This is a genomic window from Aquimarina sp. RZ0 (assembly GCF_008370685.1).
GTDB lineage: Bacteria > Bacteroidota > Bacteroidia > Flavobacteriales > Flavobacteriaceae > Aquimarina.
Genome location: NZ_VTZU01000083.1, coordinates 11654 through 28706 on the forward strand (window position 1 = coordinate 11654; position 17053 = coordinate 28706).

Here is a 17053-nt window from a genome sequence, read left to right on the forward strand (position 1 = left end):
ACTTAAAAATAAAAAGAAACCGTATTACGACTTAATTTTCTTTTTGTCTAAACAAAAAATTGCTACTTTCTATTTGAGGATTTTTAAATTAGAATTAGTATCATTTGTTATTTTTTTAGATCTGGAAGATTACGCATAAATAGTTGTAAAGCATCATCATTATTAGCTACCAGTATTAGTTTTTGATCTTTGTATTTCATTATCCTTATTTTTTTAGCGTCTTTATTTGTAAAAAAACCACTTTCTATAGTATCAACAGGAGTAAAGTTTCCATTTCCATTTCCATAAAGTAATAAACCTGTACCTGCATCATTGCGCATGGTTTCTATTTCAGAAACATATAAATTTCCTGTTAGTAGTATATCTAGCGCACCATCATCATTAAAGTCTTCAATAATCATATCGTTTACACTAGAAAACTGTGCTTTATTCGGTAAAGCTGATACCCTAAACTTACCACCCCCCAAATTTTCTATATAAGAAGTAGCGAATGTTTGAGTTTTATAATGCAACGCTTCCTGTAATTTATCATTTTCATATATCTGGTCTATTTTGAGAGAAGCAAAAAGATCATATTTCTTAATTTTTTGCGTGAGTGTTGGCACCTGTTGTGCAGAGCAGGAAAAACCTCTTACTGGGTAATGCTTTCCATAATTATAGTACCCTAAGACGATGTCTTTTTTTCCGTTTCTATCAAAATCTTCATAATAAATATCAAAAGGATACGCTACCGTAGTTTTATATTTATAATTAAGACCTAAATTACCAGCAATATAATCTGTATCTCCATCCTTATCAAAGTCTCCTTTTTCGATACTAAACCACCATCCCGAAGAGTTTTTTATTTCTGAAGTTTTAGTTTTGGTAAATATTCCTTTTTTATTTTCCAAAATTGTAATTGGCATCCATTCTCCTACGATGATAAGATCCTGATCTCCATCCTTGTCAAAATCGTCCCAAAGCCCATCAGTAACCATCCCAATATTTATTAAGTCAGTAGCCTTTTCTCTGGTAACATCAACAAGTGTTCCTTTTTTATTTTCTAAAATATAGCTCGATACAGGTGTGGGATAGGCTCCCGGAGCCAATCTGCTACCAATAAACAAATCGATATCCCCGTCATTATCAAAATCTGACGGAATTACACAAGCTCCGCTACTTAAAGGCAGGTGCAGATTTGAGGATTTTGTAAAACTACCTTGTCCATCATTTATATACAATCGATCTCTATAATTTTCTGATCTCGAAATGTATTCATTTCCTCCACTTACCACATATAAATCAAGATCTCCATCAGTATCTATATCTATAAAAACTGCATCAAGATCTTCTGTAAGTATATCGTTCTCAAAAACTACCTGATCTGATTCTGTAAAGGTTCCTAGTACATTCTGGATATATAAAGAAGCGCTATTTCCTGCCGATCCTCCTATATAAACATCCTGTAAGTTGTCCTGATTAACATCTGCAACTGCCAATGCCGGACCGAATTGTGATAGTTTATGAGGTAATAAAACCTGAGTTTTATAATCATCAAAATTATTTTCTTTATGGACGTGTACCAATTTCTGAAGTCTTGTTATGTCTTTAAAAATAGGGGGCAAACTATTTTTCTTATTTATCTCTTTGTCAATTCCTTCATCCATAAAAAGTTTCAAGACTTGATTGGTTTTTACATTTTTAATTTTCGTTTGCTTACCATTTGACCAATCCACAATGATTGTATCCACCTTTTTTATAGCACCTACTCCAAAATGCACCACTTGTTCACTTGTAGAATAAATCCCTCTAACATTGGTCGTCTCTGCAAATTGTTTTTCATTGTTGTAGTGAATCGTAACTTTTGTTCCTAATGTGCTTTGGTGTTTTTTATCCTTTGTTATTATACGCAAAAAATGATTGTTCAGATTTTCCCGGGCATTATTTTTATATACATATGCTTTTTCATTAATATTATTTACGACGATCTCTATATCTCCATCATTATCCAGGTCTGCATATGCTGCTCCATTAGAAAAGGTTTTCTGGCGCAAGCCCCATGCATCCATTATTTTGGAAAAAGTATAATCTCCATTATTCTTAAAAGCATAATTCTTTAATTTTTCTGAAGGAAGGATATCGATAGTTTTTTTGAGATCCAGGATATCCCAAATACTCACGTCTCCAGCATTTGGATTATTTTTTACAAAAGTATTAGCTACCTCTACTACATAATCTGCAATTTTTTTATTGGCATCAGTATTACGGATATCTCTCAGTAAACCATTTGTTACATAGATATCCTTGAACCCATCATTATCAAAATCAGCTATCAAGTTTGCCCAGCTCCAATCAGTAGAAGAAATATTAGCCAATTCTGCAATTTCACTATATGTTCCGTTTCCGTTATTTAACTGAAGTGTATTGAACATGTATTGATAATGCCCTCCATTATTTGCTACTTTCCAGAAAGATTCTGGATTCATACCACTCATATTCGATTTTAAGCGTACATTATCTTCTGATGCCATATCAGCCACCATAATATCTAATAACCCATCATTATTAATATCCGCATTATCTACGCCCATACTAAAATAGGACATATGATTTAATGCCTCATTGGCTATATTTTTAAAAGTTCCATCTCCATTATTTATATAAAAGAAATCCGGCAGGTAAAAGTCATTTGCAATATACAAATCAGTATATCCATCATTATTGAAATCGCCCGCAGATACACTATTAGCATTACTAGTTCGCAAAACGCCTGCTTCCTGGCTAACATCTACAAAATGTGTATTTTCTATATTTTTAAATAATCTAGAAGCGTATTGTACTTCTTTCTTGAGATCGATTCCAAAAAATTTAGAATAACTACCAGGATTAGGAGGTTGGTTGAGTATAAAAAGATCTAAAAGCCCATCATTATTATAATCAAAAAAAACAGCATGTCTGCTACGCTCATCGGCATCTATTCCATATTTTGCTGCTTGCTCAGAAAAAGTAAGGTCTCCATTATTTATATATAATTTATTTTTTCTTAGTTCTTTATTATCATCATACAGTTCACGGCAAACATATATATCCGCAAACCCGTCACCATTTACATCTGCTATTGCAACTCCAGAAGACCATCCTCCTGTATTCTTGATTCCTGCATTTCTACTAATGTTTTCAAACTTCAGATCTCCACGATTGATATATAGTTCATCTCCAACAAGGTTTCCTGTAAAAAACAGATCCTGTAACCCATCATTATTGAAATCGCCGATACCAACACCTGCTCCTCCATAATAATTAGAATATAATAATATGTTCTTGTCCTTGAGATCAACAACATCATTAGAAAAGGTGATGCCCGTCTGAGCAGAAGGGAGTAGGCTAAATAGTGTCTCTTCCTGAGCTTTTAGGTTTGTAAAAATCAAAAAGCATATCCAAAAAATATGTCGTGTTTCTATATTCATTTTTAAAACAAAAAGAAGGTAGTGTATCACCACCTTCTTTTTTAGCTAATTCAGATTAATTTATGATGCTTGTTAAACTGGGAATTATTCGATATCCCACCACATTCTGGTGGTAAATTCATCAGGTCCTTGTCTGGTTAATGCATCTTGATAATTCTCAGCATTTCTTGTTATTTCTCTTTCATAATATCGTAATCTTCTTGGAATCTGACCATTACTTTCATTGCCGTCAAAATTAACTGGTGTCAGTATAGGCAAACCTGTTCGTCTCCAGTTAGCATATGATTCTATATGATTAAAAAAGGTAACGATCCAATATTGCGTATTAACTTGTTCAAGACCATTAGGAGCATCATAAGGATTTGTTGCCAAAAAATCTGTAATTTCTATATCGGTCACGCTTTCACTTCCTATATCATATAAATCCATCTGTCGCATAGCTGCACTCACTCCTGCTTCATAATGAGCGGCAGGATTACCTCCGGCAATTCCCCAGCGAATGTCTGCTTCTGCCAACATAAACTCAACCTCTGCATAGGATTGAAAAAAATAGGGATCAGTTTCTCCGGTGATAAGATTTCTATTAGGTTCAGAAAATTGATTAATATCAGGAACGGCAGCCAAACCATTTGCCAATCCCTGTTGCAGGGCTGGATCATTACTCCCACTCGTATTTCTATCACCATCTCCATCAGGAAGTGCTGCGTAGATACGTAATCTTGGATCTCCAGATAATGCATTGACAAATGTATCACTTAATCTCATTCCTTCTTCTGCGGTAAATCCTTGGCCATTTCCATTTTGATTTACTCCATCACCGGCCGTATGCTCAATATACGCTATATCATCATTAGAATTCATTACGCCACCTGCAATAGCTCTTTGTACCCACTGTTGTGATGCGGCAGGATCTACTTTTATGAGTCGTAATCCCAAACGCAACATCATAGAATAACCAAATCTTTTCCATTTTCCCTGATCACCTTTAAAAAGAATATCCGCACTCCCAAATTGTGAATCTCCTGTCCCTAAATCTGCAGTAGCCTCTGCTAATTCCTGTAACATATCTGCATAAACCTCACTCTGTAGATCGTATTTAGGTCTAATAATGCCTGAAATAAAACCTTTGCCTGCTTCACTATAAGGAACATCTCCATACAAATCTGTAAATCTATGATAAATAACTACACGCAAAATACGTGTGATTGCCAGCATTTCTCTGCTATATCGACCTTCTTCATTTGTCTGTAATTGAAATAAGAGATCTTCTACGGGACCTACCATAGCTGGATATCCCCTTTCAAACCATGATCCGGATGCATCTGCATTATATGTATATTTGTCACCTGCATAAGCTCCGTCTACAGCCGCCATATGTTGAATCATGGTAGCACAATAAAAGATATTTCCTCTCAAATTCTCAAAACGATCTCCAGCGGTTCTTAGCAGCGTATTTGTTAGTTTCACATCTGGTTCTAATTGTCCTACAGAATTTGGGTCTTCATTAAGCTCTTCAAAACCTTCGTCACAACTGGCAAAGGTTAATAAAAATACAACCGATATAAAAATGCTTACTATTGTTTTCATACTATGATTATTATACTGTTCACTTAAAATTTAAAATTTGCACTAAACCCATAACTACGAGTGGTTGGTAACCCAAAATATTCTATCCCCTGTGCATTACCGGCATTAATTCCTGCTTCTGGATCAATATTACCTGAATCTCTTTTTAGGAAGAATAAATTTCTTCCTACAATGGATATATTGGCAGCGGTAAGAAAGGTTTTTTGTAATATCTGTGATGAAAATGTATACCCTAATGTAAATTCTCTAAATTTAATAAAATCAGCACTATATATTGATGATTCTGCAATATCTGCATTGGCTACATGATAAAGCAATCCGCCTGTAGGGTCTTGATGTGTAAACTCGAATGGAGCTCCTGCTTCATCAACACCACTAACGACTAATGGATTTGCTTCATTTCTACCTGCCAAAGTATTCTTATGTAACCCCAGACGTGTAGCAAACCTATCAGTACCAGAATATATATCTCCACCAAATTTAGCATCAATAAGAAAGCTTAGGTTAAAGTTCTTATACTTGAAATTATTGGTAAACCCTAATGTATAAGGAGCAACACCTTGTCCTAATATCTGTCTTTCGGGATCAGTTACCGGGTTTCCATCTACATCATATACTATCTGCCCAGCATCATTTCTCAGGTATGCCGTCCCTAATATGGTGCCAAAAGGTTCGCCAACAATATGACTGATCTCTGCCTGTTGCGTGCGAGCCTGACCAACAAGCAAGTTATCATTATTCTCATTCGTAGCGACAATTTCGCTATCATTATATCCTAAGTTAAAACTAGTATCCCACTTGAAATTAGTGTTTTGGAAAGGTGTTCCTGTTACTAAAAACTCAATTCCATTATTCTCTAATTCTCCTATATTGGAAGCAATATTCTGAAAACCCGAAGCGCTCGAAATATTAACATTTACAATATCTCTTTTGGTTGAATTTGTATAATAAGCCACATCGAATCCTAATCTACCTCTAAAAAAACGAAAATCAAGCCCAATTTCTGTTTCCTCTTTTGAGAAAGGGGTGATACTACCATTAGGAACAGTATTGGTAGATATTCCACCAAATCCCTGTCCCAGGTGTGACCCGCTGATCTGAAATGGCAGCGATAAACTATAGGGGGCGGGAGCGCCTCCGGCAACTTCAGAATATCCTGCTCTTATTTTACCAAAACTAAACCAGGTTGGCATCTCCATCGCATCTGTAAAAACAAAGCTACCGCTGACGGATGGATAAAAATCATTGTTAGGTGTCGTTTTACCTGCCGCAGAAAGCGTAGAAAACCAATCATTTCTACCAGTTACGGTTAAAAATAAATAATCATCATAAGAGAAACCAACCGTACCATAGATCCCGGAAAGTGCTAATTCATCTAATCTTCTAAAACTATCACGAGTTTCGCGTGTTGCATTTCCCAAAGTTTCAACAAAAGGAATTACAAAATCTCTACCGCTAGATTGTAACCGATCAGAACGTTGAGTGTTTTTATTAATACCAAAAGTAGCATCTACTCCAATTTTTTTTGTAATATTCTTATTGATATTTACTAATAAATCTGCATCTACCTGAGTAATACTTACCTGGTTTTCTTCAATTTGTCCTCTGGGGATAAAAGCAGTTCCAAAACCTTCTATCCTTGTTGATCTTGTAGTATTATGATCTATCCCGGCTCTGGCAGTAATATTTAACCATTTAAAAATTTCATAATTAATTGACGCAGCCGAAATCAATCTATTTCTTCTATCGAATGTTGTGAAATGGTTTGCCGCCCAATAAGGATTGGTGGTAAACGCTCCGGCTATTGGTATTTCTGTACCATCTTCTGTAGCTCCTCCAGTAGTTGATCCAATATCCAATACATTAACATTAGCAGGGATTAATGCCGTAACAAAATTAGAGTTCCCGGGAGAATCGGATACCCTGGGACGATTATTAACTCTTTCTATCACATACCTGGCACTAATATCAGAGGTCAATTTATTTGCCACTTTGAAATTAGAGTTTATAGAAAAAGTTTTTCTGTTCAATTTTGAATTAGGAACAATATCCTGATTATCCAAATTACTAACAGCAAACCTCAAATTATAATCTTTCCCTGATTTACTTAATGCTACCGTATTTATAAGTGTTATTCCTGTTTTATAAAATCTTCTTAGATTATCTCCTACATCTGTATAAGGTCTTTCTACTCCATCAAATTGTATGGATGTAGGTAAACTCCCTAGTCTGGGACCCCAGGAAAAAAGAAACCTTCCTATACCCTGACCTTGATCTTCTGGAGCAATCCCAAAAAGTCCTTGTCCATATTCTCTCTGAAAATCTCTTAGATCATTTAACTGATCAAAATTAACCTGAGTAGAATATTCTACTCCTAAACCTTTCTGACCCTTACCATTTTTGGTGGTAATTAGTATAACACCTCCTGATGCCCTGGAGCCGTATAATGCTGCTGCAGCACCTCCTTTTAAAACATTAATAGAAGCCACATCATCGGGATTAAGACTGGAAATTCCATCGCCAAAATCAGAACCACCCCACTCACTAGCTGCTCCTAATTGAGTATTGTCGATCGTTACTCCATCAACGACATACAAAGGTTGATTATCACTTGTTAAGCCCGAAGCGCCTCTAATAATAACCCTGCTGGTTCCTGCTGTACCTGTAGAAGGTTGCGTTATATTTACACCTGCAATTTTACCTTGCAAAGAATTAATCGCATTCGTAGTTTTTACCTTAGCAATAGCGTCGGATTTTAATTGAGTTATAGAATAGCCTAATGTTTTCTGATTCCTTTTTATATTAAGAGCCGTTACTACTACTTCGTCTAATTTTTCTAATTCTTGCATTAAAACGACATTGATAACAGATTGATCAGCTACTATTATTTCTTTAGAAGAAAAACCTAAAGAAGAAAAAACCAAAACTGTACCCTGCGAAGGTACTTTGATCGAATAATTGCCATTAAAATCAGATAATACCCCTATCGATGTACCCTTAACTATAACATTAACACCTGGAAGAGGAATCCCTTCTTTCTCATCAGTTATTTGCCCCGAAATTGTTGAATCTTGTGCTAAGATTGATTGAACATTGATAAGTGACAAAACCAATAAAAACATTAGTAACTTCCTAAACATATTTATTTTTTAAAATTAACACTAAACTTTTGTTGTTTTCCTGAAATCGAAAAAGAAACCCTCATAAATTTTATGATATAGTTAATTTTTTAAAAACTTTTTCGACCAATGACAATATTTTAAAGTTAAATGTCGAGTTTACATTAAGAAATACATAACAGTATTTTGTTTTATGTAATACTATTCCTGATTTAAAAATGCTCGAATAAAAAGCAGTTATTTTTTTGTTTAGACAAATTAAAATTAAAGCATCGTCATAACCTTAGCTTCGGCTTCTTTTTATTTTGAAGTATCAACTAAAAAGAGCAAATTTGGATGAGTAATTTTAAATCAGAAATGACATAATCCACCAAAAGGAGATATGTTTTGAATGTAAGGCTTGCATCGTTTACCTGTTTTAGGTGATTTTTTTGACTATTACAAAAAACGTAAAGAACTTTATTATTAAAGGCTAGTTAAGCTCTTAACATAAATCCATTGCGCATTTAAGGATATTACTTATAGCTAAAAAACAATCATAAATTGGAATATTTATTCCATTACTGTAAATTTGCAAGGTCAATAAAATGTTGTTATACCATTTATTGTTTGAATGTACTCAATCATCGAGATTTAAATGCTCTGGGGCTCACCCCGAAGTAATCTCTATAAAGAAAAAATAGTAAGCATAGCAGGTTACAGTTTATATTGTTCTGAAAATAAGGTGAAACAAGAGGGGTATTCCAGTAAATTCAGATGATAACCAGTATTATTATTAAAGATAACTTTAGAACTATTGTAGTTTTGTTTTTTTGCTGATTGAGACGAATTTTAGGTCAAAAAACTACATCTGAAGAATCTTCTATTTTTATTAGATGTTGTAAAAAATAATTAAATAAAGAAATGAGTGTTCATTTCAAGCTAAGTATGAAAATAATATATTGGATTTCAACAGTTTTAATAGCAATTTTTATTTTATGGAGTGCTTACACATATCTATTCAATAAGACAACAATTGATGGAGTTCGTGAATTGGGGTTTCCAGATCATTTTAGAGTTCAGCTTGCTATTCTAAAAATAGTTGCTGTCGTCATTTTGCTCGTACCAGGAATTCCTATACAGATAAAAGAATGGGGTTATGCAGGAATAGGATTGTTTCTTATTACTGCAATAGTGGCACACACCGCACATAAGGATCCAATTATTATTACGGTTATCAATTTAATTATACTAAGCATACTAATAACTTCTAATATATACTTGCATAAGTTGTTAGTTTTGAAATAGATATCGTGTGTAAGACGGGCGCATAACATTGCCAATATGAGCAAGAAACAAATTAATTTCTTTCAAAATGTATACAATAAGATATTAAGTAGTGGTCTTTTTTGGAGAATTAAATGTAGCTAAAGTTTTGATTAATGTTCATATATGATTTATTAACTGGTTTTAGAAATATCTCAAATGAAATTACCTGTTAAAATCATTTCTTTTAATTCAATTTACGGTCATTTCATCTAAGAAAAAGATATACGGATGCATGATAAGAGTTAAAAATATTTTGTAAAAGTTATACCCATATAAATTATAGCAGATTATTTAAAGATACAATTTTACCGAAAAGGGGAAATTGTATCAGATTTTTATGCCTCTGATATCGTTTTTATAAAATTCCAAAAACGTAAGCATATAATGAAACTATTCAAAGATGTAGAAAAGAAAAAATATATGTAAATAATTGAATATTAAATTCATGAATATTTTTTGTCTACCTATTGTACCCCTTTTTTAGCAGTTGATATTCGTTAGGTCTACTTATTGTATACATCCTTTTTTGTTAGATATGCCTGAGTATAATCTATTTTTGTAGTGTCGGATAATGATGGTAATTACGCTTATTACTTTTATGTCGAATGGCAAAAAAGTAGATTATTCTGGCAGTCAAAAAAACTATATTTTATAAATATTATACTATGAAACCAGATACCAGATATACTAAAAGCGGTCACATTAATATTGCATATCAAGTTTTTGGTTCGGGCACGATTGACCTAGTTTATATTCCAGGATGGGTTTCTAATATTGATTGGATGTGGGCTTGCCCGGAATTGGTGAAATTTTTAAAAGAATTAGGTAAAATAGCTCGAGTTATTCTATTTGATAAACGCGGAACCGGACTCTCTGATCGTGTTGTAGAATTTCCAACATTAGAAGAAAGAATGGACGATATTAGAGCCGTAATGGATGCAGTAGGTTCCCAAAAAGCAGTTTTGTTTGGACATTCTGAAGGAGGATCAGTCTCAGCACTATTTGCTGCTACATACCCCAATAGAACTATTTCTTTGATAGCTTTTGGGATATTCGCCAAACGGATATATACTCCTGATTATCCATGGGCTCCTACCAATGTCGAGCGCCAAGCTGTTTATGATATGATTGAAAAAAGCTGGGGGAGTGGTGCCATGAACTTAGAATCTCTTGCACCTTCAAAGGCTAATGATACCAGATTTATGGATTGGCTGGCCAGTTATTTTCGTTCTGGAGCCAGTCCAAGAGCAGCTTTGATATTAACAAAAATGAATACACAAGTAGATATTGTTGATATTTTGGGTTCTATAAATGTTCCTACCTTACTGTTACAACGTACTCATGATATTGATGTAAAAATTGAAGAAGGTCGTTTTATAGCAGAACGCATCCAGGGAGCAAAATTTGTTGAATTTGAAGGGAGTGATCATCTGTTTTGGACAGGTAACATTGATGAGATTTTAGAAGAAATGAAATCTTTTATTTTGGATATAAAGCCAATACCCGTTTACGAAAAACAACTATTCACAATCGTTGTGGGGCGTATTATAACTTCTGAAACTGATCATTCTGTGCATCAAGAGCTTATAAGGCAATATGTAGCACAATATGGTGGAGGGATCGTTCAATATGATGAAGAACTGTTTACAGCAACTTTTGATGGCCCCAGTAAGGCTGTTCATTGTAGTATGGATTTGGTAAATACTATTCAAGGTTTTAATGCGCAATTGGTTATTGGGATCCATATAAAAGAATGCACCGTAGGAAAACCTGTAAGAAAAGAAACTGAAGATTTGACTGCATTAATATGCGGGCAGCCTATTCCTGGGCAAATATTATTAACCCAAACAGTAAAGAATTTATTGGTAGGGGCAGGTGTAAGTTTTACACCTTACAAAACAGTTCTCAAAACTAAATCCAACGAATCTTTCTTGTTATTTACTATAGCAAAGAAGCTCAGACATGATATACGGGATACTAAGATTGATTATACCGAATTTCCACAAAATGATTCTTTTCTGGAAAAAGTACTTCAAAACATTGATAATCATTTAGGAGATGAGCATTTTGGTGTAAAAACGCTTTGTAGAGAAATTGGTGTTAGCCAGCGACAACTACAACGCAAACTCAAAGCAGTTACTAATAAATCTCCCAACAAATTGATATGCTCAGTGCGTTTGCATCGTGCAAAAGAGCTAATATTAGGTAAACAGAATACTATTTCAGAAATTGCTTTTCAGATAGGTTTTTCTAATCCTTCTTATTTTTCTAAATGCTTTAAAAAGGAATTTGCAGTGAGTCCATCAGAATTAATCAGTTAATGATAAAAAATTACAAATAAAGATTTGATTTCAAAAAGCATTACTTTTGAATAGATCCATATATAAATATCTATCCTTATGTTTACTCGATAATCGAGATTTAAATGCTTCGAGACTTGCCTCGAAATCAACATGTTTTTTTCAATAAATGCCTCGTTTGCCTCGAGGTAGTTTACTTGATTTTTTTTAGACCTCTTAGTTGTGCTACAGTTTATTTTATGCAGAAACTAAAGTTTACACCAAGCCATTATATCATTTCCTGATTAAAATTATTCATTAACACTTGCTTTTTTTATTTTGAAGGAGGATAAAGAAATCGCAGTTTTTTTATTTGAGTGTTTTTAAAACAGCATTGATATTATACGATTTATAACTAAAAATTTCGCATATTCATCGTTTCTTTTTCCTTTCTACTTCGTTTAAAAAATAAACCGTAGCTATAGCTATGCTTGATTTTTTTGCCTTGCATAAAGAAAAAATAATTCAATGAATTTATACGAATTTTTTAATCACAAATCGTATTACCTGTTCAATCGCTGTATTGATACAGTTTATCTCTCGTGAAAAGAAGTAATTCTATGTCGGAAAATTTCTTTTGTTTGTCGTTTTTGTAATAGTGTTCCTATGCATATCCAGGTATATTTGATAGATACAATTACGAGTTAAAAAAAGTCATAATAAACCAAACTAATTATGAAGGCGACAAGTATTGCGAATCATGAGAAAACTTTTTTTGAGACGGGGAGAGATTCGGATGGGAAAGAGTTTGTTTTAACAGCAAAAACAATTGCTGTAAAAGATACTAATGAGGCTATGCTCTATATAAGTTGCAGATCAAAAAATGGTGATGCCTCGTTTTACTACCACGAGAAAAATCCAAAAACACAAATTGTACTCCATCATACAGCGGGATATTTAAAAGGAGATGTAGCTGCTTTGTCAAAACCTAATTACCGTGTATCTGTACCTTTTATTATTGCCAGAAATGGCAAATTCTCAATTTGTGGCCCTCTGCTTATTGGGCATATCATCTAGGTTCTTGCGCTATTGGAGGCAATACTAGTGGCAGCAAACGAACCATTGCAATAGAGATTTCTAATATTGGTTTTTTAAAACGAATTGACGATAAACTGGTGACAGTTTATAATGATAACGATGTATACTGCGATATCAACCAAACACAATTATGTACAAAGTTAGCATCACCCTATAGAGGAGAATTATATTATGCCACATTTACAAAACAACAATATGATAGCGTACTCATATTGTTACGATATCTCACAGCAACGTATTCTATTCCAAGAAAATTTTTATCAGAGGATAAACGATACATTACCGGAGATAAAAATGAATTAATCAATTTTAGGGGGATTGTATCTCACGTAAACTATAGGTCTTCAAGAAAATGGGATATTGGTCCTGCTTTTGATTGGGGAAAAATAATTGATGGTATTTTGTAAAAGGAGATAAAGATATATTAAGTCGGGAAATTACTCTTTTTTGTCGTTTCTGTGATAGCAAGATACCTACTTCTGGACATAACTTTGTAAATAATATAGTTCAGATAAAATATAGAATCTATTTGCAAAAAAATAAAACCATTACACATGAAAAGTTTCTACCAATATAGTTTTACATTTTGTATACTAGTGCTTATGTATGGTTGTGCGAGTTATGCTCCAACAAATAATAAGCTTTCTGGTGTCTTGTCAAAGAGCGAACAAGTAATACTGAATTTATCAGAAAAAATTCTACAAACAAAAGATGATGATCTTATAGTCAAATACAATGCATTAGAAGAAAAGTACAAAGAGTTATTTCCTGTACTAGAAAACTGTAATAAAAAATATGGGCTTACCACAAATTACGTTTTGACATTACAAGAAGCGCAAAAAGCATTAGAACGTTTAGATAAAGGTTTTGCTATAACACAAGATAGAGTTTTTATTTTGGATGCCATCTATCAAGATTATGATGCTAAGTTACAATCGATTCTTAGTAGTGCCCAAAATGATGCAAATACCAAGATCAGAGTTACTGTAAATTCCAGTGTTGATGATGGTTTTTTTGTGTTTGGGAAACTATCATATGAAAATAAACTGGATATCAAAAGATTTCGTTTTAATAAGCCTACACAAAATGCATCTCAGGATTTTGTGCCAGGCTATTACTTGTTTTGGTTAGAAAAAGAAGATCGCATTGGGGAAGCAGAATTACATCTTATTTTGAGTAATGGAAAAGAAGAAGTAAAGCAATTAGTTTTAAAAACTCCAAAATAATGATACTATGCTGGTAACCCGATTAAAAGAAGTTTGGAAAGAAATTACTTTACTGAGTACCTGGATTGCGTCAGTAACAGGGGCTTTTATTATACCATTACCCTCTTGGCATTTTACAGACGAAAACACCTCTTTTCTTATGAAATTTGGTGTGTTTATGGCTACGGTACTTGCAGGATTTCTTATCTTATTTTCGCTCAAAAACAAATTTATTAAAATATGGATGCGCTTGTCTATCATCTTTTTAATACTTTTTATAAGTAGTTATACTGCCTATCATTTTTGTCGGGAAGCCAAAACATTACCGTATATAGAAAAGGATATTGTTATTGGGAATAAAATGTTAGATAAAGATCCTTTTGAAATTTTTAAGGAATCACACGGATTTTTGCCTGATAGAAAAGAACGTATGATGATTATATTGGGAGAACCCGAAAAAGCCTGGACTAAGGAGAGTATAAGGTTTAATAGAGTACTGCTAATGATGCTTTTGTTTTTGTGCTATCTGTTTTCTGCGGGTTTTATTATCTCTTTTTGTAACCTGATCATTTTATATAAAGAAAAGTACACTATTAATGTTGAAAAGAAACCCGCGACTATAGAGTAATTTTTTATTGTCTACTTAATTAAAGTAAGAAATGGAAATATATGAAAAAGTTATGCTCTTACAGATAAAAAAAGGACAAGATAAAGTAACTTGCGGCGCATATTATCAAAGGGTTTTTGTATTTAAAAAATAATTATAAATGTTAACTATTTGGAATGGGCTTTTTTAGATTGTAAACCTGTTACTCCAGATAAATTCTTTTATCAACCAACGCTCAAAAACATTTTTATGGATCAAATGATAAGATCCTTTATTGCATAGCAAATCATGTGTAGATGAAAAATATTACTATTATCCTTCAGATCCTTGCACTATTATTTTTAATCATAATAGGTTATTTGATCTTTAATTCCAGTACAAATTGGAAAATCATAACATCAGAACTAGAGAAGGCAAAAGAAGAACTGAAGGTTTCAAAAAATGTTATCACTGTTACTAAGTCGCAATTAGAAAACTCCAGGAAAGAATTTGAACAAATGAAACTCCAGAAAGATTTGATCATTCATAGACGAGATTCTTTAATCCTTGCATTTAAAAGAAAAAATGCCAAAGATTGGAATGATTTACAACATATTAAGGACTCCATAAAACTCACAAATGATAGGTTGGCAAAAGACCGATTGGTATTGGATGATCTTTTTGGTTTAAACAAATAATGATAAGTACAGTATAAATCAATAGCGGTATGTAATGAGCTATAATAATCAGGTTAGTTAGTTCCAGCCAAAATAATTAGCAGCATACTTTATCTGATAACTGAAAAGCAATAAAAAAATAACAGATGAAAAGATTAGTATTCACACTTTGTATCGTCATGGTTTCTAAAACTTTCTGTCAAGAGATCGATTCTTTAAAAGTAATTGAAATTCCTGAGTCATATAGCAATCATACCGGAGAACCGCTAACAGTAAAAATAGACAGTTTGTACAGGTTTAAAACATCTGATATTTATTTAGTCAATAAAAAATCTTTTTTGGCGATCAAGAATGTGTATCAGACTACGATTGAACAAGATAAAATGACTAAAGAACTCATAAAAAAATATACACAAACGCTTCATAGAAATATTGATCTGGAGCGAAGCTTAAAAATCAATTTTACTAAAAGCGATAGTTTAGATCAGATCGTTTATGAAAAAACCCAGGCGACTTTAAACAATACACAAAAAGCATTGGATTATACTATAAACAGCCTTGAGAAAGCAACAAACAGTCTTGAACTTGTAGAGAAGGCTACCAAACGACAAAGAAGAAAGACGGTTTTTGAAAAAATATTAATTGGCGTTGCCGGAATTGGAGCAGGTGTTTTGGTAGGGATCTCCTTATAATACTCTTAGTTTGATTAATTGTTAAACACGATGTCCTACTTCACTCTTGGGACATCATACGATTGAAAATAAATAATTTATTTTTCAGCAGATTTAAATTAGTAAGATCAAGATGGTTATTTTAAATATACTTCGAAACACCATTCTTTTAGAATATGAACTAACTGATCTAGGTGATCAGATTACCTTATAGTCAAGGTTTTTGATATTTGATTTGAATGTCTAAAATCTTTTATGAGTATTTTAAAACGAGAAATGGTAGTAAATTCAGGATAAATATTTTAAAAATTAATGTTTTTATAGAAGAATTAGCATAGGATGTAAAACGCATGCAGCAAAAATCAGGAGTTGCAAAAGGGTTGTAAAAAGGTTTCATAGTGGTAGCAAAGAGATTATGATGTATTTTTAAATAGTAATCGACAAATATCTCATTAACGATTAAAACCTAATCTTCTTTTGAAAACTAATATTGTATTTATAGTTGTCCTTTTATTATCCATAAGCAGTGTTGCTCAATCTCATGATAGTCTTGCAACCGTATTAAAATATAAAATCGCAAAAGCTACTACCGATTCAGCACGGATTGGTTATAAAATTGAACTGGTCAAACAAATGCATCGGTTTGATTTAGAAGCCTCTAGAATTATTATCAATGATATTTTAAAACAAATTGAAGAAATTCAGGGTACTACACCATACTATCAAAAAAATAAGGCAAAAGCGCTGAATTACCTTGGTATTGTAGACAACAAACAAGGTAATGCAGAAAAAGCCTTAACTACGTATTTAAAAGCCTTGGATATAAGTGAAGGTATTAACGATTCTATTACGATAGGATTGGGGTTTCATAATCTGGGAATGTTTTATAGGAGGCAAAAAGACTATGAAAAATCAAAACAGTATTATAAATTTTATTCTTCTCTTTAAAATTGACGGTTTTGAAAAAAACGAGGGAAGTGTAATTATAACCCTGTCTCAGGGTTAAGCCCCAGGAGGGCTCTGGGAGCTAGCTCCCAGAGCCCTCCTGGGGCTTGGTCGCTAAATCAAGTGCTATCC

The 17053-nt window shown here is 33.1% G+C and carries 12 protein-coding genes; 9 read left to right on the plus strand and 3 right to left on the minus strand.

Annotated features, from left to right (window positions below; all coding sequences use genetic code 11):
• Positions 1-107 precede the first annotated feature (107 nt).
• The 3 genes from F0000_RS22925 to F0000_RS22935 form a co-directional block, all read right to left on the minus strand.
• Complete coding sequence (locus F0000_RS22925) at positions 108-3446, minus strand: VCBS repeat-containing protein (protein ID WP_149627059.1); 3339 nt, start codon at positions 3444-3446, stop codon at positions 108-110.
• A gap of 84 nt (positions 3447-3530) precedes the next feature.
• Positions 3531-5033, minus strand: coding sequence for a SusD/RagB family nutrient-binding outer membrane lipoprotein (locus F0000_RS22930; protein WP_149627060.1), 1503 nt, complete (start codon positions 5031-5033; stop codon positions 3531-3533).
• Positions 5034-5056: 23 nt separating this feature from the next.
• Positions 5057-8173: a SusC/RagA family TonB-linked outer membrane protein gene (locus tag F0000_RS22935; RefSeq protein WP_149627061.1), complete on the minus strand. Its 3117-nt coding sequence runs from the start codon at positions 8171-8173 to the stop codon at positions 5057-5059.
• Positions 8174-9079: 906 nt separating this feature from the next.
• Between F0000_RS22935 and F0000_RS22940 the strand changes: the two genes are divergently transcribed.
• The 9 genes from F0000_RS22940 to F0000_RS22980 all read left to right on the plus strand — a co-directional run bounded on the left by F0000_RS22940 (position 9080) and on the right by F0000_RS22980 (position 16924).
• Entirely contained in the window at positions 9080-9439 is a 360-nt protein-coding gene (locus tag F0000_RS22940; RefSeq protein ID WP_149627062.1) for a DoxX family protein, read from the plus strand.
• Between the two features lie 686 nt (positions 9440-10125).
• Positions 10126-11781, plus strand: a complete 1656-nt coding sequence (locus F0000_RS22945; RefSeq protein ID WP_149627063.1) for an alpha/beta fold hydrolase — start codon at positions 10126-10128, stop codon at positions 11779-11781.
• 693 nt (positions 11782-12474) lie between these two features.
• On the plus strand, positions 12475-12816 hold the full coding sequence (locus tag F0000_RS22950; RefSeq protein ID WP_149627064.1) for a hypothetical protein: 342 nt from the start codon (positions 12475-12477) through the stop codon (positions 12814-12816).
• A complete protein-coding gene (locus tag F0000_RS22955; protein WP_188112236.1) occupies positions 12783-13244 on the plus strand; it encodes an N-acetylmuramoyl-L-alanine amidase in 462 nt (153 codons plus the stop codon). Before F0000_RS22950 ends, F0000_RS22955 begins: the two co-directional genes overlap by 34 nt.
• Positions 13245-13391: 147 nt before the next feature.
• Positions 13392-14063 carry a hypothetical protein gene (locus F0000_RS22960; protein ID WP_149627066.1) on the plus strand — a complete coding sequence of 224 codons (672 nt, stop codon included), beginning with the start codon at positions 13392-13394 and terminating at the stop codon, positions 14061-14063.
• Positions 14064-14070: 7 nt separating this feature from the next.
• Positions 14071-14670, plus strand: coding sequence for a hypothetical protein (locus F0000_RS22965; RefSeq protein WP_149627067.1), 600 nt, complete (start codon positions 14071-14073; stop codon positions 14668-14670).
• Positions 14671-14945: 275 nt separating this feature from the next.
• A complete protein-coding gene (locus F0000_RS22970) occupies positions 14946-15326 on the plus strand; it encodes a hypothetical protein (RefSeq protein ID WP_149627068.1) in 381 nt (126 codons plus the stop codon).
• Positions 15327-15451: 125 nt separating this feature from the next.
• Entirely contained in the window at positions 15452-15997 is a 546-nt protein-coding gene (locus tag F0000_RS22975; RefSeq protein ID WP_149627069.1) for a hypothetical protein, read from the plus strand.
• A 456-nt stretch (positions 15998-16453) separates the two neighbouring features.
• Entirely contained in the window at positions 16454-16924 is a 471-nt protein-coding gene (locus tag F0000_RS22980) for a tetratricopeptide repeat protein (RefSeq protein ID WP_149627070.1), read from the plus strand.
• The last annotated feature ends 129 nt before the right edge of the window (positions 16925-17053 follow it).

Excerpts from the sequence above, each read along its gene's own strand:
- F0000_RS22925 (WP_149627059.1), bottom strand. The coding sequence starts at position 3,446 with ATGAATATAGAAACACGACATATTTTTTGGATATGCTTTTTGATTTTT.
- F0000_RS22935 (WP_149627061.1), bottom strand. The coding sequence starts at position 8,173 with ATGTTTAGGAAGTTACTAATGTTTTTATTGGTTTTGTCACTTATCAAT.
- F0000_RS22960 (WP_149627066.1), top strand. The coding sequence starts at position 13,392 with ATGAAAAGTTTCTACCAATATAGTTTTACATTTTGTATACTAGTGCTT.
- F0000_RS22970 (WP_149627068.1), top strand. The coding sequence starts at position 14,946 with ATGAAAAATATTACTATTATCCTTCAGATCCTTGCACTATTATTTTTA.
- F0000_RS22945 (WP_149627063.1), top strand. The coding sequence starts at position 10,126 with ATGAAACCAGATACCAGATATACTAAAAGCGGTCACATTAATATTGCA.
- F0000_RS22950 (WP_149627064.1), top strand. The coding sequence starts at position 12,475 with ATGAAGGCGACAAGTATTGCGAATCATGAGAAAACTTTTTTTGAGACG.
- F0000_RS22930 (WP_149627060.1), bottom strand. The coding sequence starts at position 5,033 with ATGAAAACAATAGTAAGCATTTTTATATCGGTTGTATTTTTATTAACC.
- F0000_RS22940 (WP_149627062.1), top strand. The coding sequence starts at position 9,080 with ATGAAAATAATATATTGGATTTCAACAGTTTTAATAGCAATTTTTATT.
- F0000_RS22975 (WP_149627069.1), top strand. The coding sequence starts at position 15,452 with ATGAAAAGATTAGTATTCACACTTTGTATCGTCATGGTTTCTAAAACT.
- F0000_RS22965 (WP_149627067.1), top strand. The coding sequence starts at position 14,071 with ATGCTGGTAACCCGATTAAAAGAAGTTTGGAAAGAAATTACTTTACTG.